Annotated in this window: 17 protein-coding genes; 8 read left to right on the top strand and 9 right to left on the bottom strand. The window is 41.1% G+C overall.

The window, feature by feature from the left end:
* Positions 1–180 precede the first annotated feature (180 nt).
* A complete protein-coding gene (locus AAA970_RS16220; protein ID WP_338237936.1) occupies positions 181–876 on the top strand; it encodes an SDR family oxidoreductase in 696 nt (231 codons plus the stop codon).
* 210 nt (positions 877–1086) lie between these two features.
* On the opposite strand, the gene AAA970_RS16215 is transcribed toward AAA970_RS16220, so the two are convergent.
* Positions 1087–1695: a DUF6134 family protein gene (locus tag AAA970_RS16215; protein WP_338237935.1), complete on the bottom strand. Its 609-nt coding sequence runs from the start codon at positions 1693–1695 to the stop codon at positions 1087–1089.
* Positions 1696–2086: 391 nt separating this feature from the next.
* Between AAA970_RS16215 and AAA970_RS16210 the strand changes: the two genes are divergently transcribed.
* A complete protein-coding gene (locus AAA970_RS16210; RefSeq protein ID WP_060687939.1) occupies positions 2087–2317 on the top strand; it encodes a hypothetical protein in 231 nt (76 codons plus the stop codon).
* 172 nt (positions 2318–2489) lie between these two features.
* Here AAA970_RS16210 and AAA970_RS16205 read toward each other — a convergent pair whose 3' ends face one another.
* Positions 2490–3023 carry a hypothetical protein gene (locus AAA970_RS16205; RefSeq protein ID WP_338237934.1) on the bottom strand — a complete coding sequence of 178 codons (534 nt, stop codon included), beginning with the start codon at positions 3021–3023 and terminating at the stop codon, positions 2490–2492.
* A gap of 71 nt (positions 3024–3094) precedes the next feature.
* On the opposite strand from AAA970_RS16205, the gene AAA970_RS16200 reads away from it, so the two are divergent.
* From AAA970_RS16200 to AAA970_RS16190, 3 genes are all read left to right on the top strand, one after another.
* A complete protein-coding gene (locus AAA970_RS16200; RefSeq protein WP_338237933.1) occupies positions 3095–5893 on the top strand; it encodes a TonB-dependent receptor in 2799 nt (932 codons plus the stop codon).
* An 854-nt stretch (positions 5894–6747) separates the two neighbouring features.
* Complete coding sequence (gene ilvA / locus AAA970_RS16195; RefSeq protein WP_338237932.1) at positions 6748–7998, top strand: threonine ammonia-lyase IlvA; 1251 nt, start codon at positions 6748–6750, stop codon at positions 7996–7998.
* Positions 7999–8521: 523 nt separating this feature from the next.
* Positions 8522–9526 carry a hypothetical protein gene (locus AAA970_RS16190; RefSeq protein ID WP_338237931.1) on the top strand — a complete coding sequence of 335 codons (1005 nt, stop codon included), beginning with the start codon at positions 8522–8524 and terminating at the stop codon, positions 9524–9526.
* Positions 9527–10188: 662 nt separating this feature from the next.
* On the opposite strand, the gene AAA970_RS16185 is transcribed toward AAA970_RS16190, so the two are convergent.
* From AAA970_RS16185 to AAA970_RS16160, 6 genes are all read right to left on the bottom strand, one after another.
* Positions 10189–10947 carry a hypothetical protein gene (locus AAA970_RS16185; RefSeq protein WP_338237930.1) on the bottom strand — a complete coding sequence of 253 codons (759 nt, stop codon included), beginning with the start codon at positions 10945–10947 and terminating at the stop codon, positions 10189–10191.
* A 25-nt stretch (positions 10948–10972) separates the two neighbouring features.
* Positions 10973–12322 (bottom strand): alginate export family protein, encoded by a 1350-nt coding sequence (locus AAA970_RS16180; RefSeq protein WP_338237929.1) that lies wholly within the window; start codon positions 12320–12322, stop codon positions 10973–10975.
* Between the two features lie 309 nt (positions 12323–12631).
* The gene (locus AAA970_RS16175) at positions 12632–12820 is read right to left on the bottom strand and encodes a hypothetical protein (protein ID WP_338237928.1); all 189 of its coding nucleotides are present in this window, start codon (positions 12818–12820) and stop codon (positions 12632–12634) included.
* 1 nt (position 12821) lies between these two features.
* Positions 12822–13487 (bottom strand): hypothetical protein, encoded by a 666-nt coding sequence (locus AAA970_RS16170; RefSeq protein ID WP_338237927.1) that lies wholly within the window; start codon positions 13485–13487, stop codon positions 12822–12824.
* Between the two features lie 4 nt (positions 13488–13491).
* Complete coding sequence (locus AAA970_RS16165) at positions 13492–15801, bottom strand: molybdopterin-dependent oxidoreductase (protein ID WP_060687949.1); 2310 nt, start codon at positions 15799–15801, stop codon at positions 13492–13494.
* 86 nt (positions 15802–15887) lie between these two features.
* A complete protein-coding gene (locus AAA970_RS16160) occupies positions 15888–17072 on the bottom strand; it encodes a molybdopterin molybdotransferase MoeA (RefSeq protein WP_338237926.1) in 1185 nt (394 codons plus the stop codon).
* 123 nt (positions 17073–17195) lie between these two features.
* Here AAA970_RS16160 and moaC point away from each other — a divergent pair, with 123 nt between their 5' ends.
* Both moaC and AAA970_RS16150 read left to right on the top strand, forming a co-directional pair.
* On the top strand, positions 17196–17678 hold the full coding sequence (gene moaC / locus AAA970_RS16155) for a cyclic pyranopterin monophosphate synthase MoaC (protein ID WP_338237925.1): 483 nt from the start codon (positions 17196–17198) through the stop codon (positions 17676–17678).
* Positions 17659–18771 (top strand): NTP transferase domain-containing protein, encoded by a 1113-nt coding sequence (locus AAA970_RS16150; RefSeq protein WP_338237924.1) that lies wholly within the window; start codon positions 17659–17661, stop codon positions 18769–18771. The genes moaC and AAA970_RS16150 overlap by 20 nt, the downstream gene beginning before the upstream one ends.
* Positions 18772–18876: 105 nt before the next feature.
* Here the strand turns inward: AAA970_RS16150 and AAA970_RS16145 are convergent, their stop codons facing one another.
* Positions 18877–19251, bottom strand: a complete 375-nt coding sequence (locus AAA970_RS16145; protein WP_338237923.1) for a DUF7009 family protein — start codon at positions 19249–19251, stop codon at positions 18877–18879.
* A 765-nt stretch (positions 19252–20016) separates the two neighbouring features.
* Here AAA970_RS16145 and AAA970_RS16140 point away from each other — a divergent pair.
* Positions 20017–20259 carry a MoaD/ThiS family protein gene (locus AAA970_RS16140; protein ID WP_338237922.1) on the top strand — a complete coding sequence of 81 codons (243 nt, stop codon included), beginning with the start codon at positions 20017–20019 and terminating at the stop codon, positions 20257–20259.
* Positions 20260–20263 lie beyond the last annotated feature (4 nt).

The raw sequence follows: 20263 nt of genomic DNA, 5'->3' as shown, positions 1-20263 counted from the left end.
TAGATACAATTTGTCCAAATATTCCAGCCTAATGCTTAATTCTCCCAAGGACTTTGGGATCCTAAACACGACTATGAGAATTAACTTCCCAATAGGAAAATTGATTCTATTTTTTCAAAAAAGGCCACATTTATTTAATAAGGATAATTTAAACTGATTTTAATACCTAATCCATTAGAGATGACCAAAACTATCTTACTTACCGGAGCCACTTCCGGCATCGGGAAAGCAGTCGCTCTCCTATTGAGCAATGCGGGACACCAACTCATTTTAGTCGGAAGAAATGAACAGAAAATGCAACAGTTGAGAGAGGAAATTAAAGCAGCCCCAAAACTTCCGCTTTTTTACCATACAGATCTGAGTGACCTTCCTCAGATAAAACCCCTCTGTGAAGATATATTATCAAAAATCAACCAATTAGATATTCTGATAAACTGTGCCGGAGCCAATATTTCTCGTGGACCCTTAAGCCAAATTCCATTGACTGATCTTGATTATATGATGAAACTTAACTGCTATGCCCCCTTACAACTAAGTCAGGCCTTTTATCCTTTATTAAAAGAAAGCAAAGGCATCATTTTAAACATATTATCTACCGTTTGTAAATATGCCAACGAAAATATCGGCGGGTATACCGTCTCCAAAGGAGCGATGGATCATTTGTCCGCGGTAATGAGAAAAGAGGCGCGTCGGGATGGCATAAAAGTTTGTAACCTTTATCCAGGTGGGGTGGATACGGATTTCAGAGCCGCAGAGTGTCCTGAATATTTACAGGCCAAAAGCGTGGCCAAAGCTATTCAGGAAATGATTTCTCTTCCAAAAGACATTGTCCCTCATGAATTTATTATCCGCCCGATGGTGGAAGAAAATTTTTAAAATAACAGGTTGTTTAAAAGCACTCCATCCGTCTTCAAATTCGAATTATTGAAAGCGATATTGGATAATTGCTCCACAATAGGGATGCTATTCTCTCAAAATAATCGGGGATCCCTATTGCAATACCTGCATTCAAATTTTCGCTGCGAATTTTGATTTTAAACGTGCTCCAATAAAACCGGGGAATGATCCTGATTCCCCGGTTTTAAATTATTGCTTACGACGAACCGTCCTAAAATCCGGAATCATCGCATGAGAAGACTTTATTTCCAGCAACACGCCATCCTTATCATATTGATAAACATTCGGCTTTGATTTACTTCCTTTCACCAAATACCGGTGCTCACCGTCTTTAATAATTTGTTTGCTATAGCCCTCAGATTCAGTAAAAGTTTCCTGCACCCGAGTGGGCTCTTCGAAAAATAAACGAGCAGAAGAAAACGAGATTAACTGATGCATTTGACGGCTTTTCCCATCTTCTCTTACCACATAGGTCTCATCCGCCACTTTCTCCACTCTGATATTATTATGCTCGCGCCCCTGCAATTTCACGGTCATTTCACTTCTTATCAAGCCGGCTTTATCATATTCCGCCACCAGATAGTAAGCAAAATCCACTCGCTGTATAAGCCTGACCTTCATATTCGTTGTGATTTCAATAATCATATTTTCCCCGGAATAACTACGGTTCGCCACTAAGTCCCCTACAGTATCCCCCTTCACAATAATATCAAAAAACCTTTTGTCCTGGGCATGGACATTAAAAGCAAGGCTAAAGTTTAGCAGTATTCCCAAAACTAACGTCATCCAATTTTCCATAGGCTAAAACAATTTTTCCTCCCTAAAAATTCACTCAAAAACCACTGTCCTCTTTGACTTGATTTATTATAAATACGGCCTCCAACATCAGGAAATGATTGAAATTGGAGATAAATTCTGCATGCCTTAAGCACAAATGCGCAAAGCCTTATTGATCAACGACTTCTAAAACGATAATTTTTCCACTTCAACTTCCGGGGGAAACCTACTTAAAATTATACAATTGGTTGTAAAACATAAACAAAACTAACATTTATCATAAAATAAAGATATTTTTTTACTTAGTTTACAATGACAGATCAAAAAACAAGTGAATTTTTGGAAAATTTTTAGCGTCGTGTTCTATTTCACCTATTTGATCTGATTTTTGTGTCAAATAAATGTTAATACTATGCTTCAAATTAATGACCAAGTAAAGCTGTTGAGTCCGCCGACCAGCCACCCTTACCGGGTTATCCGGGTTTTTAACCAGGATGAATATATTGACACCAACGAGGGAAGCTTTCTATATGCAAAAAAAGGTAACGTAACGATCCAAAATGAAATGACTGGAGATACGATCGTGACCTGTGAAGAATTTGTAGAAAAAGTGGTGAAATCACCCTTTGCGATTAAAAATTAAAAGTGCTTTTCTCTGCTAAAGCCCTCTGTCTTTGGAAAGATTGCTTATTAACACTTCATCAAATCTGACCATAGCAACAAAGAGAAGGTAAATGCAAAGTGGAGAATCGTCTAAATGTCTGATATGAAAAAAAGGAGCGTAAAGCTCCTTTTTTCTGTTTAATGCCTTTCACTCAACTGTCGTCCCGATCAAAGGCCAACATCATATCAATAACGACAAAGCCATTTCCAGAATCGGGAACCAGCAGCTCTGTTGGAACAGCAAGGTTGGTCACATTTCCGGAAAGCTCCTCTTCATCAAACTCTGTCACGTTCAAGCCAACCGTTGCTCCGGAAATATTCAATCTTAATTGCAAAACATCCCGGTCTTCATTAATACTCCATGTTCCTTTTTGTGTCTCCGTATCCTCCGTTTTACAAAGATAGAAGATCGTCCCCCCTTCTCTCAAATCAATTCGTGTATTGGAGGCATCAGAGCAACCGGCATCCCCCAATAAAGCAAGATTAATAATAGAAGTGATATCCGTACCCGCATCAATAACCACTTCTCCTATTACCACATCATTAATAAGAATGGCTTCTTCAATGGTATAAAGGCCAACCATCGGGTCCACCATGGGTGCATCTCCATTATCATCATCCGAACAGGCAGCACCCAGGACAAATAGGAATAAAAGAAGCAGGGGCAAAAGCATAGGTTTTCTCATAATACAAATTTAGCTTTTAGTGAAATTCAAATTAAAATAGTATATTTTATAATAAATCACTAAACCTGCACATGAAATATCCGCTACTGATTTTCAACATCTTAATCCTACTCATCCTCAATCCAAATTTTTCATATAGCCAAAAAATCCAAATATCCGGAACCGTAACAGATGAAGAAAAACGACCGCTGACCGGCGTAAATATCTATTTCTTAAATGGACTTAGGGGCACGATCACGGATATAAACGGAGAATTTTCCTTGTCCACCAACGGCAAAGGCCCGCATATCATCATTGCATCCATGGTGGGAAAAAAAAGCTTCAGGGACACCGTAATGGTAGAAGGAAATTATCAATGGGATATTATTTTAGCATCAGCTCCCATTTTCGGACAGGAAGTGATTATCTCCGCCTCCCGGGTGGAAGAAAACATTCTTCGGTCATCCGTTACGGTGGAAAAATTAAATAGTCGCGAAATTGAATCTATGGGAGCAGCTAACTTTTATGATGGTATTGGCAACCTGAAAGGGGTAGATATGAATGCCCAAAGCCTCACTTTAAAATTCCCTAACACCCGGGGATTTAATGGCAATACCAACTACAGGTTCAATCAAATTATTGATGGGGTCCTCAATATTGCACCCGGTTTGAGTTTTGCAGCGGGAAATTTACTTGGCATTCCTCAAATTGACGTCGAAAGTGTGGAACTCCTTACCGGGGCCTCTTCGGCACTCTATGGACCTGGTGGCATGAATGGCTCCATGATTATGACCAGTAAAAATCCCTTCGATTATCAGGGAGTCTCGGCCTCTTTACAAGTCGGCACTATGAATTTTGAAAGCCCGATACATGATACGAACACACCCTATTACGATTTCAATTTCCGGTATGCCAAAAACTATAAGGACAAATTTGGCGTAAAACTGGTCTTTTCCTATTTAGACGCCGATGACTGGGCCGCCGCTGACCAAAGAGATATCCGGAACTTAAATAACCCCAATTCAAAAAGGGAAAATAATCCGGCATATGATGGCGTGAATATTTATGGTGATGAAATTGGGCTTAACCTGCAAACCGTAGCGCCGGCGGTAGCAGATGGCTTTGCCAAAGAATTGGGTTTTACCCCTGGTACTCCCGCTTATGATTCTACCTATCAGGCTGTTTTTAATATAATCCCGGATCAGGAAGTGACCAGAACGGGCTTTGAGGAAAAAGACCTGGTGAATTACGATGCCAAAAACCTGAAAGGAAGCCTGTCGCTATACTATAAAATAAATCCGGAATTACAGCTTTCCTTACAAGGGGCCTACGCCAATGGACAGGCCGTTTATTCTGCTCAGAACCGTTTCTCTATCAGCAATTTCTCTATGTATACCGGAAAAGCAGAATTGGCACATCGGGAAAAAGGCTTTATTCGATACTGGTATGTGCAGGAAAATTCCGGGGATGCATATGATGCCGGCGGTGCCGGGGCCCTCATTAATGAGGCCTGGAAACCGAGTGAATTCTGGTATCAGGATTATATTGCCGCATATCTGCAGAGTGTCCTGCTGAATAACAGTGAGGAGGATGCCCATAAATTCGCCCGCTTACTCGCCGACAACCGTGATGCCAATGGAAATATTCAGGACACCAATAAACCCGCCATTCCTATTGGTGGCAGCCCGGAATTTAATCAATACCTGAACGATATTAAGTCCAAACCCATCAATGAGGGAGGAGCGCAGGTATTAGATAAAAGCGCCCTTTCTCAGCTAGAGGCATTATACAATTTTAAAGAAATGCTCAATGGGGTAGATCTGCTAGTGGGAGCTCAATACCGTCAATATCGATTAAATAGTGAAGGAACGGTATTTACCGACGAACCAGGCAAGCCCATACGTTTTTATGAATTGGGGATTTTCGCCCAGTACATCGGGCATTATTGGAATGACAAAATACAAGTCAACGCATCTGCTCGTTATGATAAAAACAAAAATTTTAATGGGAAAGTCACCCCCAGGCTCTCTCTGCTTATAGCCCTAGATCAGGATAAAAAGCACAATATCAGGGCCTCGGCTCAAACTGCTTTTAGATTCGCGGCCGTGGCGGACCAATATGTGGACATCGCCGTGGGCCCCACAAGGGTAATTGGTGGATTACCTGAAGTTCAAAACCAATACGGTTTTGATACAGCGCCCCTCTACCCCCTGATAGGCGAAAGCCCGGTAACGGCGGTGCCGGACACCACCAATGGACCGGTAAGCATTCCAATTTTTAAACCCGAAACCGTTTTGGCCTTTGAGTTAGGCTATAAATCCCTTACCGTAAATGACCGCCTACTGCTTGACGCCAACATTTATATCAATAATTACAACAACTTCCATGGCACAAAATTGCTGGTTCAAAATCCCTTCACCCCTGAGGAGCAAAGATTTCAAACAACCATTAGCGTGGATGAGCCGGTGATCAACTGGGGATGGTCTGCAGGTATAAATTACCAATTCCTGGGAACTTTTTATGCTGGCGGCAATCTGGCTTTCAATACAGTGGAAGAAATTGATAACCAAAATTTCCTCACCCGATTCAATACGCCAAAATATCGATATAATTTAGTGATCGGTAACAGGAGGATCAGTCCACGAATTGGTTTTCAAATAAACTACCATTGGCAGGATACCTTCACTTGGGAATCCTCCTTCGGAGTGGGGGAAATTCCTGCTTATGGCAGCATTGACGCCCAGCTTTCCCTAAGAATACCATCGATTAAATCCACCGTGAAATTTGGAGGAGCCAATATTCTCAACGAGTACTATACCACAAGCCTCGGGGCATCAGCCATAGGCGGATTATACTATGTCACTTATACCTATGATCAGTTTTTCCATTAGAGCGTATTTAACAGCTAAAATTTGCAAGCTGGATTCAAATTTTCACTTAGAATTTTGGCTTTTTAACCTGCATAAATCTAATATATTCACAGCTAAAGTATAGAAACTCATTCTAAAATACCTTATAGTCAATATATTACGATTATACGCATTGAATTTTAATAGCCCCAAATGGGCTAAGTTTACTTTCTCCACATTTATCTGCTTCCTTAGAAAAAAACTCAAAACAGCAAAAAACTTTTATTTTCCCCGCCTTGCCGCTAAGAGCATGTTTAAAAGCGCACGAGCCGGCAGCAAATTGGAATGTTTGGAATCGATTTTGGATAATTTCTCAACATTAGCGATGCTATTCTCTCAAAATAATCCTTTATCGCTTCTGCAATAATCAAATTTTCGTTGCGAATTTTGGCTTTTAAAAACGCTCTAAACGAGAATTTAAGCCGAATTATTCACCGCTAGATTTAGTAAGTACCTATAAATGAATATATTTCAATGCTTTTCGGTTAGTTTTGTCGAATTATCAATAGCTCAAACTTGGGTATGCTTGCTTTCTCCTCATTCTTCTGCTTCGTTGAGAAAAACTCGAAATAAGAAACTATTCCATCATTTTTCCCGCCTAGCAGCTAAACGAGGATTTAACCATGAATAATCCGGGTTAAGCCTCAATAATCCGGACTAATTCAGCTTAAAAAATAACAGGTAATGATGACCTACTCATAGGAAACTACTGCCTATTCTAAAGGCATTCTCCGAATTCCAGAAAAAGCTTCTGGTCAACTCCATTTAAGAAATTAGGAATTATAAAATGCAAGCTAAGACAGTTTTCCTATATTTATTTTTTTAAAATTTATCCCATGGAAAAACCTACTGTTCAAAGTATAATAGCCGCCTCCGAAAATCTAAAAAATATTGTAGATAGAACACCGCTAATGAGAAATTTCGGCCTTTCTCACCAATATGAAACGAATTTATATTTAAAAAGAGAGGATCTTCAACGCGTCAGATCTTATAAATTACGTGGTGCCTATAACAAGATTTCCTCCCTGACAAATAACGAACTCAAAAGAGGAGTGGTGTGTGCCTCAGCAGGAAACCACGCCCAGGGAGTGGCCTATTCATGCGCCCTTTTAAATGTAAAAGGGACCATATTCATGCCTGTCCCCACACCAAAACAAAAAGTCAAACAAGTGGAAATGTTTGGTAAGGATAATGTTGACATTGTTTTGATCGGCGACACTTTTGATGATGCCCAGCTCGAAGCCATTAAATTTTGTACTGCAAACAAGGCCACCATGGTGAAGCCCTTTGATGATTATCATATTATTAATGGACAAGCCACTGTGGGCAAAGAAATTCTGGAAGACCTCCCAGAGCAGGCAGACTATGTATTTTTACCTATTGGAGGCGGAGGATTAGCGGCGGGAGTAGCAACTTATTTAAAATCCCTTTCCCCAGCAACCAAAATTATTGGCCTAGAACCAGAAGGTGCTCCTTCGATGCAAGCAGCTATTTCCGCCGGAAAACCGGTTAAATTACAGGAAATTGACAAATTTGTCGATGGTGCGGCGGTACAAGAAGTAGGCGAACTCACTTATGAAATCTGTAAAGCGTCTCTCGATCAAGTAGTCAGCATTCCGGAAGGGAAAGTTTGCTCCACTATTTTAAAATTATATAATGAGGAAGCCATCGTTGTAGAGCCTGCAGGAGCGCTAAGCGTAGCTGCCTTGGATATGTTTCAAGATGAAATCAAAGGGAAAAATGTAGTATGTATCCTTAGTGGTAGTAATAATGACATCACCCGTACCGAAGAAATAAAAGAACGTTCTTTATTATTTGAAGGCCTCAAACATTATTTTATTGTCAGATTTCCACAGCGTGCAGGCGCCTTAAAAGAATTTGTCAATGAAGTACTGGGCCCCGAGGATAATATCACGCACTTTGAGTATTCCAAAAAACACAATCGAAATACCGGTCCGGCATTAGTGGGTATTGAGATCAAACACCCCTCCCTATTAAAGGGACTGCGACTACGGATGGAAGAAAAGAAATTTTTCGGGGAGTATTTGAATGATCGCCCTGACCTTTTTCAGTATTTAGTACTATAAAACACCAACAAGTTACCATAAAAACGCTTTTTTCTAATCTCATTGAATCTCAAACCCTATTTTACAACTCTAATGTCTGATTATGCAATGTTGCCCTTGGGATTTTAGCCATCTTCGCGCATCATTTAAGGGAAATACATTAAACGCATCCACATCTGTCAAAAAGTAATAATGCAGGATCATACTTACGCCTAATCCTTCAATTTGTAAGTACCTTCATTAAATTCATGATAAAAAGGTGTTATTGGAGGCCGCTTATACAAATAAGCGGCCTCAATTTTTTGGTAGCAAAAACAATTTCGTGCAAAAAAGAATTAAAAGGGTATATTTTAGCACTTAAATTGACAAGATAATGTGTATGAAATATTTAAAAATTGTAGAATAAAAGTATTTTCGGACCAGTTTTGGGATTTTATCAAAATATTTCCTTAGTTTTACTTTCACAAGACCTACTGTCCCCGATTACTCCAGTCAACATTTACTTTTAGATTGAAAAGTGGGATTTTTGTAATGTTCATTTAGTATGCAAAAAACAGTTCAATACAGTTATAATACTCTAAATAGCATTGAGTATTCTGATAAACGTATAAAGACAAAATCAAAACAGTATCCGATTAAAGAGGATTTCATCGATATTATTTCTGCTTACGGCATAAACAACATCGATGATTATCGTATACTTTTTCAGGAAATCAGCGCTGAAAAAACAATACAGGATTTTGATTTTGTGCTGCCCAAATCACCTTATGCGGCTTATGGTTCAATTAGAGGCTTTAAAAACACTTCTTCCATTCCCAAAAAAGCTGCCAGACCCCTTCAGGAAACCAAGGCAAAAGAGCCCTCGCAAAAGGAAAACCTGGTGATCGAAAAGGAGGAAATTGCAGCAAAACCTGCAAGCCCAAAAGTAGATAAAGCTAAAAAATCGACCCCAAGCGTACTCAGTTATTCAAAAGCCAAAAAATTTATTCGAACCCACATTGAGGAGGAGGGGAAATTTGAAAGCAAAGAAGTTTGGGAGGATTGGCTGGAACACGAGGCACCTGTTGATTTCCCAAAAGATATTAAAACCGCTTTTCGAAAATACAAACCCGGGGCACGCTTCAGTTTAGCCGATTTCTTAGGATATTCTTTCCCCAGAAAGAAACGCAAAACGCAGGAGGTTAAAGCAGCTGCAAGTATTCCGGATGGTGACTTCATGCCGATCTTTGATCAGAAAAAGAAAAATGAAATTGCCAATGATCCTAAAGCAGCCTTAGAAGCTTTATTTGGAAAAAGGGAGAATGTCATTAAAACCCCGGAGCCTAAAAAATCAGATAGTAAACTCCCCATGCGATATGCCGAAGCAAAAAAGTATTTGGCGGAATGGCAGGAAAAAAACTACCCAATTGCCGACAGAAAAGCATTTCAGGAATGGTTAAACGAGCATCGTCCAGAGCGTTTTCCTGAAAACCCGCTAACCGTTTACCATAAAGAATTAAGTAAAAAAGGTAAAAGATTTAATTTGAATCATTTCCTTAGAAATGCTTAGCGTGTGTTAAACGCCAAATTTACAGGGAAAAATTGATGATTATAGAGGCGATATCCGATTATTTTGAGGTAGTAGTATCGCTGTTGTTGAGAAATTAACCGAAATCGCTTCTTGTAATTCAAATTTGTAGCAGCATGGTATGCTTTTAAATAGGCTCTTAAAGCTAAGGGGAGTATTACTCATCCGTTAGGAGCGTGTATTTAAGCCGGTAATCCTTTCAAAAATTAATGATTACAGAAGCTGCACCCATTATTTTGCAAAAATAAGAATACGCTGATTGAAAGTAATTCAATTACTCTTCCCAAAAAATCGAAATTTCCGCCTATAGTTTTGGCTGACAACACAATCATATTAATTGGGCAAAACATTGATAAAAAAAGGAGCTTATTATAGTTCCTTTTTTTATATCATCATTTATAAAGGCCATTACACCCCACGACCAAACTGATTTAGAACGTGTTAAGAAGTCAAAATTCGCAGGGAAAATTTGATTATTGCAGAAACGATACCCGATTATTTTTAGAGAATGGCAGCACTATTGTTGAGAAATTATCCAAAATCGCTTCCAATAATTCAAATTTTCAGCCGGATGGCGTGCTTTTAAACACGCTCTTAGACTAAGCTGAATTATTCCTACTTAATTTGGTATTAGATCTGGCGGTTTAAAAAGTGCCATCATCCAGATCGGTTAGCTGAGCCAACTTCGCTAAATGATATTCCAGCTGTAAATCTCCCATTCCATATATCCCTAGAGTTGTATGCATTTTGGGAAATATTTTACGAATATCAAAGCTCCCCTCTTTTCTACATACCGACAATAATTCCTGATCAAAAATACTCAAAGCACCCTCCGAATTCTCAAATAATGCGGAACAGGCGTGCAATACCTTTTGAACATGAGGAAAAATTGCTTGCAGCGGGATAATAGCTAAATTTTCTTCTACAAAGCGTTTTTGCTGATACCAAAATAAGAGATTTTTAAATGCTTCTACCTGCTTCTGATCTAATTTGATGGCGCGGCCAAATGCAATTTCCAGCTCATAGGCATTATTACTACCAAAACCTAAATAGGATTTATCCAGAGGCCGGACCCAATAGACTGCCTGTTGTCCAGAGAGAAAATGTAAACAAGTCCAAAAATTAACCTGACAAAAAACATCATACTCAAACCATAAATAAACATCCTTTCCGGAGCAGCGGGCTTCTCCCTCATAAAAAGAAGCTATCGGAAGATTTTGGGGAAGGGGACCAAAATGGTCCAATAAATACTCCTCTCTGAGCGCTACATGATTCGATGACTGAAATAAATCCATCGGCCCCTCCATCATACAATCCCTCATCACCAGCCTATCAGCTGCTAAATAAGCAGGGACCATTGCCTCCAGCGCATCACCGTTAAAAATATGAATAGTATTTATCATAAAAAAAGGGGCAGAAGCCCCCTATTTAATTCATTTTTCTTTTAAAGATCGTAGGATTAATATTGACCATTAACCATACTACATTTTGTGTATCTTCCGCCTCCGGTTTATTTTTTAACAATTGCATATTATCATCTGCAAACATTTGTTGATAACCACCTGTCATCACCACATCTTTCATTATCACATATTTGAATGAAAGATCCACTTCCGTACCAAGATAGTTCCCATCATCATCACCCGTACTGTCTAAAATTTTCGCACCTCCATTAAAATGGTGCACTGCCACGTCTAATGAAAACTTACTGGAAGCCTTAAAGGCCACCCCAAAATACTTATCAAACAATCCCAATTTACCGTAGGAGTCCGGCGTCACAAAAAAGTAATCCATTAATCCATAGTAAATATGGTGTGTACCATACAAGGGGTTGAAGGCATTCTGATCAGCTACGTCATAGGTCAGTAAGGCATCTCCCTCTCCGGGATTATCAACGATGGTCGCTTCATTCCCGGACACATAATCTACCCCGGCAAGAAATGACCACCGGCTATCAGAGGGCATATAATCCAGACGAAGGGAGCCAAAATAAGCATCGGAGGAAATGCCACCAGCATCATCGCCAAATTGATAGTAACCAATGAGTTTGACCATCCAGTCTCTTGGCGTATAAACCAGATTTAAGCCAACGGTTTGAAAATTATTCATCCCTGAAATAGGATTAGAGTTATCATCAAAACGCTGAAAACCCAAATTCAAAAAGATGGCGGACAGATCGACCTTTTCTGAAAATTTATTTTCCAGACGCACCATCTGCATCGCTTTATAAGGCTGACCAGTACCTGGATCGTAGGCAATACCAAACTGATTTTCCTGATTCTGATTCCAGGCTAATGCCACATCCAGCTTCAGATGCTCCCCCCTATACTTGGTAAGCAGGGCATCATGCCATCGGCCGGACTGGTGCCAGTCCAAAGTTCCCAGAATCCGGTCCCCATCATAGGTCAATTGCTGCCGTCCAATACGGAAAGCCCAGGAGGAGGCTAATAATTCGGCCCAGGCCTCATTTAGCATAAAGGTCCCCTCAGTTTCAATTTGAGGAGTGGATCCATAAACAGAGTAATTTTGACCACTAAAGCCCAGATTCAATCGGTCTGTTCCGTAATAGGCGGATACCCTCGCCCTGTTCGTAATAAAAAAGGCGGGATCCTGATCAGGAGCGCGAAGCGTAAATGCACCATTTCGAAACTCCGCACGAGGTCTAACCTGAAGTTTTACTTCTAAATCACCGGTTTGGGGAGAGTCTTCCTGCGCCAATACCGGTGTTGCTGCAAACCAAAAGGAAAGCAGCAATACCATAATGTAATGCTTTTTCATAGTAGGTTTATTGGTGAAAAAGATCATGAGCATCGCCCATGTTATTGGTAAAGGCTGAAGGTGCTGGGGCAAGGAGAAAATGAAACGTGTTTTTAAATCCCTCATATTTGACAACAAAATCTTTGAAAAGGAAACACCTTGAAATGATTTCCCACATAAGCGATACAGTTCTAACAAAATAATTTTATACCGCTTCTACTATTATCAAATATTTATAAAGAATATTGAGGCTTTAAACCCTCCATTAGGCATTTTTTCTTGCGAAAGAAAGGGTGGTGGAATGCACCACCTTTTCTAAATAATATATGTTTATATCAATTCTTTTTTACGTAAATCACGGAATATCTCAATAGCCGCTAAGGTAATCGCCACTATGAAACAAGGGGTGGCGACGAATACAAATAAAAACATCAGTACCGGCGTAGGATGAAACATATACGGAATCGTAATGAGTAATCCCACTATGGTAAATAAGCTTTCTATGAATACTTTTCTCATTTTAATATTCCTCTAAATGTTCACGAATACGCGCAATTTCTTTTGGTGATTTATCCAGTCTTTCATATTCAGGATGCCCGGGCGTTCGCTTTGAAGGCTCCGGATGCGCCCGGCCATGACAATTCATACAACTAATAGAATTTGTGTTGGCAATGTTTTCCAAAACGGGAATATGTTCCTGAACTGCATGAAATTTCTCTGTTCCATTATGACAATTCAAACAATTCTGATTATTGAATTCCCCACGGTAACGAATCGGCTCATGATAGGTATTGGTCATATAGCGCATCAAATGGCGGTAACCATCCAGTTTTCCTTTGATGGTACCGGTAAAACCATAGTCTTCATGACAGGAGTAACAAGCCTCTTGCTGAATCCAACCATTCTTAAAATGGCGGGCGGCCAGCGTCTGAGACTGTGGATCTACCAAATCATTTCCCATGGGCGCCATCACATGACAACCCACACAGGATTTGGTTTCTTTCATGCCAACAAAAACATGATAATTCGCAAAAACAATGGAAGCAATCGGAATCAGAATAATGGCAAATAACACCGTAATCCTTACCGTTTGCGTCATACGGTTTCTATTTTTCCGAAGTCGGTAAAATAAAATTACTTCGGCGATTAAAACCAATATGGCTAAAATTTTTAATATACCTTCCATATAATTATTGAGGTTTTAATGGTAAAGATTTCGATATATTAATCGCAGTCACCTTATAATCCGGCTGAAATGAAATGGGATCATGATCATCCGAAACCACATCATTGATCATGAACTCCGGATCATAAAAGGCAGCAAATACTACTCCCGGGGTTTCGTTTTCGGATATACTCACAGTGCCCTTCATTTCTCCTCGGGAAGAATTAACAATAATCACATCACCTTCTTTCACCTGATAGTGAGCCGCATCCTGCGGGTGCATCACAAAACGGCCGGGTCCTGACTGGGAGTTCAACTCGGCCACTTCTCTGGTCATGGTTCCGGTGTGCCATTGAGACACTACCCTTCCCGTCGTCAGATAAGTGGGCATATTGGCATCTGTTTTTTCATTTCCTCTCAGGTAGGGGCGCATAAAAACGGTTGCCTTTCCGTTTGGCTTTCCATAAAAATAAACCTCCTTACCTTCCGGCACAAAAGGATCTCCGGGAATATATCTTCTGGCAGTACCCGGGTGATCTTCCGTCGGGCAGGGCCACTGCAAGCCGCGCTCTTTAGCCAGGCGCTCACGGGTCATCCCCATGAAATTATACTTGGAATGAGAAGAAAATTCCCGGTACTCATCCCAAACTTCTTTACTAGTTTTAGATTTAATGAAATCACCATAGCCCAGGCGTTCGGCCAGGTCTACCAAAATATCTAAATCAGAACGGGAATCTCCATATGGCTCCCGCAGCTTCTGTATTAACTGATAGCGTCGCTCGGTTTGTCCATAAGTCCCTTCTTTCTCAATATAGAGTGCCGCCGGCAACAGCACATCCGCATATTTGGAGGTTTCCGTTTCAAAAGCATCCACTACACACATAAAGGTCTTTTCCATTCCCGGAAGATAATGTGCCACATTTGGAAGGGATTGCGCCGGATTGGTACACATCACCAAAGTGGCTTTTACCTTCTCATCATTCATGGCCTGGAATAGCGAAAGCGCATTATAACCCGGCTTTTCCTGTATCTTCCCTGCCGGAATTCCCCACAATTTTTCTACCTCGGCCCGGTGTTCTGCTTTCGCGACCAGGCGGCCATTGGGCAATAAATGTGAAAGAGAACCCGTATCCCGGACTCCTCCGCATGCATTGGATTGGCCCGTCATGGACATCGGGGTAGCTCCTTTCTTATTGATCTGACCCGTCAGCAGATGCAGGGAATTCATGTTATTATTCAGGAATACCCCCTGAACACGCTGATTCAAGCCCATGGTCCACAAAGACATGGTGGCTTTAGAGGTGGCAAAATAATAGGCTACTTCCCGAATAATTTGTGCGGAAATCCCCAGCTCAGCAGCCACTTTTTCAGGCTCATAATCCTCCAAAAACGCCTTATATTCCTCAAAACTCACCTCCGCTTTTCCATCATTGAAGCTGATGTATTTATTGACATACTCTTCTGAATAAAGGCGATCATTGATAATCACATGCGCCATAGCATTCAACAACAGCATATCCGTTCCCGGCACTACCGGAAGATAATAATCCGCATGTTGCGCCGTCTTGGTGCGACGCGGATCCACCACAATGATCTTCACCTTGGGATTAGCTGCCTTGCGTCGCATGACTCTTTCCCAAACCGGAGGATGGCACTCATAAGCATTGGAGCCAATCACAAAAAAGGTTTCGGCGTGGTCAATATCATCAAAACAACCGGCAGGTTCATCTTTCCCAAAGGTTTGGGTATATCCTACTGCCGCCGAAGCCATACATAATCGCGGATTTCCATCCACATTGTTGGTACCAATACCCCCTTTAAATAATTTATTGGCCGTGTAGGACTCTTCTATATATAGCTGACCCGATCCGTAATAAGCCACACTATTCGGGCCATTTTCTTCGATCGAAGATTTGAACTTCTCTGCCACCAAAGACATGGCCTCTTCCCAACTGGCCTCTACCAGTTTGCCATTCTTTCGAATTTTAGGGGTAGTCAAGCGGGCTTCTTTCTTTTCCATCAGCTCATCCAAAAGTGAGCCCTTAATACAAATGACTCCTTTATTATGTGCTTCCTGGTCTCCTCTGACCCGCACCAGCTTCTCGTTTTTATCCAAACCCAGCATCACGCCGCATCCGGTACCACAATAACGACAAACCGACTTATGCCATTTGGCCACCGGCCCTTCCTTGACGGAAAGTTCCGTTACGGCCCACCCTGTCCCGGCAAGGGCGCCAACGGCCACCACTCCGCCGGAAAGTTTTAAAAATGACCTTCGATTGAGACGGTGAATATCTTCGTCTCTCTCCATATCACCATTGGAATTTTGATCCATATTTGTAAATATTTAGGATAGGTATGACTTCTAATAAGTTATGGAATTATTTTTATTTATAACACCAATTTGGTCACTCCAGCAGGCTATTTGTAAGGAAAAATCCGAAAAATCGTTCCTTTTTTAAATATTTCAAGATTAGATGGTAATTCCATAAAGGCATCTGCCCTGCATAATTTGGCCAAATCGCCTGAACCACCGCCCCCCGTAGGACTAGCCAGTAGGCGGCCATCCTGACCAAAGGATAATTTGACCTCACAAAAGCGCGTAAGGTTTGGCTTGAAATTGATGTCTTGATCCAAAACGGCATACTGTACAGGCAGCTCCGACCCAAAATACTGAGCGAACCAGGGATGTACATATCGTATATAGCAAAGGAAACTGGAGACCGGATTTCCAGGTAAGGCGAAAACCAACCCTTTCGGAAAAGTTCCAAACCAAAAGGGTTTGCCCGGGCGTTGGGCCACTTTATGAAACTGTTTTGTAATACCGCAAGCCTCAAATACCCCTGGCAGATAATCAAATTTACCCATGGAAACCCCACCTGTAAACAATAAAACCTGATAATTTAAGACCAACCCTTTAAGCGCCTTTTCGAGGATTTCCCGATCATCTTTTAAATGGTATTCATCAGCCTGAATACCCCAAAATTCAAGCCTTGCAGCCAGCATTGGCCCATTAGACCTCCTGATTTGATGCACCTCCGGCAAATCTGACACCGGCACCAGTTCATCTCCGGTGCTAATGACCGCCACTTTGGGTAGTGCCACAACGGACACCTGAGCTTTACCCACAGTAGCCAACACTGCCACTTCCGCAGAGGTGATTTTAGCATGCTTTTTCAACAATACTTCCCCTTGTTGGTGATCACTTCCATTATGATGCACATTTTGCCCTTGCTTAAAGGACTTAATTATCCGCACCATCGCACCATCCTTCTCCCATTCCAAATGTTCATAAGGAATAACGGTATCGACCCCCAAAGGCAAAACAGCCCCGGTCATCACCTCAATAGCATCTGCTAATAGGGATTTTTGAGGTTCCCCCGCAGCCTGAATTCCGGAAACTTGAAGAAGTTCCCCCACGGAGGATTCTTTTCCTTTGATGGCTATTCCGTCCATAGCAACACGATCGAAGGGAGGAAAAGGCCGATCTGCCAAAATATCCTGAGCCAAATAACGGCCCACGGCATTTTTTAAAGGTACTTCCTCCACATGCTGTGGAAGAAGATGAGAAAAAATCAACTTTTCAGCTTCGTTAACAGAAAGCATTCAAACAAAATGTTAAATTTCAACCAACTTTAGATCGAAAAGTAAGAGATTTAGGGGGAAGAATGATCATTATTTGTATTATTTTTATTCTCTCAATTAAAATTAAACCTATTCTAAATAAGAATGTCAAAGGAAAAAGACTTTACTCATATCAACGATAAAGGGGAGCCGCATATGGTGGACGTCTCCGATAAAACTATTACCCAAAGGATTGCCACTGCCAGCTCCAGTGTTCATTTACCGGCAGAAGTCTGGACCGCTTTGAGAGGGGAAGAATTAATGAGCAAGAAAGGCCCTGTATTGCAAACGGCTGTTATTGCGGCACATATGGCCATCAAAAAAACTGCCGATACCATTCCACTTTGCCATCCTTTGCCCTTGGAAGGATCCAAAATATGGACGGAAATTGACCGGCCCTATATCCATATTTTCTGCCGCGTAAAAACTACCGGAAAAACCGGCGTGGAGATGGAAGCATTACATGGCGCCAGTGTGGCTGCGCTCACTATTTATGATATGTGCAAAGCCCTTTCTCATGACATTATTATTGAATCAACCAGACTCATCCAAAAATCAGGAGGTAAAAATGACTTCAAAATGGACTAAACACGCAGCCCTCACACGGCCTGCCATAGGAAAATATCACCGCTTTGAGATTGCGCTAATGGGGGCGCCCTGCGGCATCATCAAGGAATGGGCCGCAAAATTTGCCCAAAGCTGGCACCAAGAAAAAACCGCCTTCCTAGACATGGAGCATCATCCGGAAGCACGTTTGTCTCCCTATTACCAATTATGGAATCACCAACAAAGTTATTTTGATTTACAATCTGACGACTTTCCTTCTGATTTTGCTTTAAAAATCGCCTTGCAGGAAAATGACCGGCTTTTGATCAATGGCAATCACTTTTTAGGAGCGCAACAAGTTGTCTTTATCGACCCTAAAAAGAATGTCGCTAAACATGCAGAGAAATTAACCGCACCTCTGATGGTCATCATTCGGGAAGGAGTAGATGAAATTCCGGAGGCTATTCAGTCCAAGCTCCAAGCGGACACGCCCGTTTTCAAAGAAGCACAGGAAGAAGAAATTCTAAATTTCATACAAGCCTGGAGTCTTTTGAAAAAAGCACCCCTGAAGGGATTGGTGCTGACCGGCGGCAAAAGCCAAAGAATGGGAGAGGATAAAAGCCAGCAAAACTACACTGGGAAAAAGCAATGGGAAAAAGGCATTGAACTTCTCAAGCCCTTTTGTCAGGAAGTCTTTATCTCCTGCAATGCGCAACAAAAGGAGCAATACCCGGGGCAGAATTTAATCATTGATCGCTTTTTGGGCCTTGGTCCTATGGGTGGCATATTATCCGCTTTTCAGGCTGATCCGGATGCTGCATGGCTGGTAATTGCGGTAGACCTTCCGCTGCTCAATGAACAAACGCTTTCCACCTTAGTGGAACATCGACAGTCAGGCAAAGTAGCCACCTGCTTTAAAATTGAAGACCGTCCCTTCCCTGAGCCATTGATTACGATTTACGAGCCGAGGGCTTATGTCAAACTTTTACAATACATGAGTTTAGGTTATTCTTGTCCTCGAAAACTGGTGATCAATGAAAATTGTGAAGTTATTCCATTGGCAGATGGCACGAATTTAACAAATGCCAATACACCAGGGGACAAAGCTGAAATTCTGAAAAACATTCAACCATAATAGGGCAAAAAAAAATCACGGAATGACATCTTCATCCGTGATTTTTTTCACCTCCTCAGCAGGCAAAGGGGTTATCAGGCCTGAAAAAACCAAACCATCTACCCTTTAACAATTATGCTTTTCCAGTGGATTCGGGAATGCATCATCATCGTTTTCATCTCTTTGTGTCAGGCACTTAAAATCTTTCTCGATCAACACCTGCAGGAAATCTCCATTCCCCAGTTCAACCCCCTTCTCTAGGCCTACCAGCTCGGTGTTGGCCCAATTTCGAAAAGTCTCGATAGGTAATTGTATCGTCACGAGGCGTTCGGCCAAATCCACCGCCACCTCACTTACTTGCTGACTCACTTCCACCTTCCATTCAATTTTCCCGGAGGGGAAAGGGGTCTCCATGAGCAAATTCCCTGAACTCTTTAATATTTTCAAATCCGCCATATCCATTCTCAGGCGAATGGTATTATTTCTAAGTCTTACTTTCATTTGATTTAATGAGATCTGATGAATAATTCAATTTAAGACTTAATCCCTAAAAATTCACCTCTACCCCAAAAAGCGCTGGAAATTAATCAAAAAAAGGGGCTTTTACTTTTCTACTACCTGAATTTGAAGCCTGAAGATTCGATTCTATATGCTCCCAAAAAGTTTCATTTAACAAAGGCGGCATCCCCGTCTAATAAGCTTTTTACCCTACAATCCCTTTAGCCGAATTATTCACCGCTATATTTATTTACTAAACGCAAGTAATTTATTTTCAATTCATTACAATTAATTTTCTTTGGCTTATAATAGCCCAGATTTGGGCGGGCTTGCTTTCTCCTCATTCATCTGTTTCGTTGGAAAAAACTCGAAATAGGAAAAATTCCATCATTTTTTGCGCCTTACAGCTAAACGAGGATTTAAGCATGAATTAAACTGGTTTAGCCGAAAATGCAACGCTAAGGTCTGGAGGGGTTCTCCAGGGGTTTGTTTTCGGTCTATTACAGGTAATTTTGTGATTTTTCACTAAAGCAGATTTGCACCCCCTTGCTTTCTCCTCCTTCCTCTGCTTCTTTTGAAAAAAGGCGACACTTTAAACAATTTGTTCATTTTTCTGCCTTGCAGTTAAAAACGGATAGAAGGATGAAAAATTCGGATTAGATAATAATATACCCATTTAATAGCATAAAAAATTACGATCATGTCTATAACGGACTATTTTTTTGATTCAAAATCTGTAAATCCACACAAATCAATTATCTTTCAAGAATGAAAAGTTTTAAAATCCTGACCTTTGGGATCACCAGAGAAATTACGGGTCAATCCCCGCTGATTTTTGAAAGTGATGCCGCCAATGTTTCAGAATTAAAATCTGCTTTAATGCAACAGTTTCCAGCCTTGAAAGACTTGAAAAGTCTGGCCATTTCGGTGAACCAGCAGTATGCAGAGGATTTTGATAAACTGGAAACAAAAGATGAAATAGCCCTGATCCCCCCTGTAGCGGGAGGTTAATAGC

Origin of the sequence: Persicobacter diffluens (genome assembly GCF_036244895.1) — a bacterium.
GTDB lineage: Bacteria > Bacteroidota > Bacteroidia > Cytophagales > Cyclobacteriaceae > Persicobacter > Persicobacter diffluens.
Note: the sequence above shows the minus strand (reverse complement) of the source record. Positions and strands in the feature narration are given on the sequence as shown.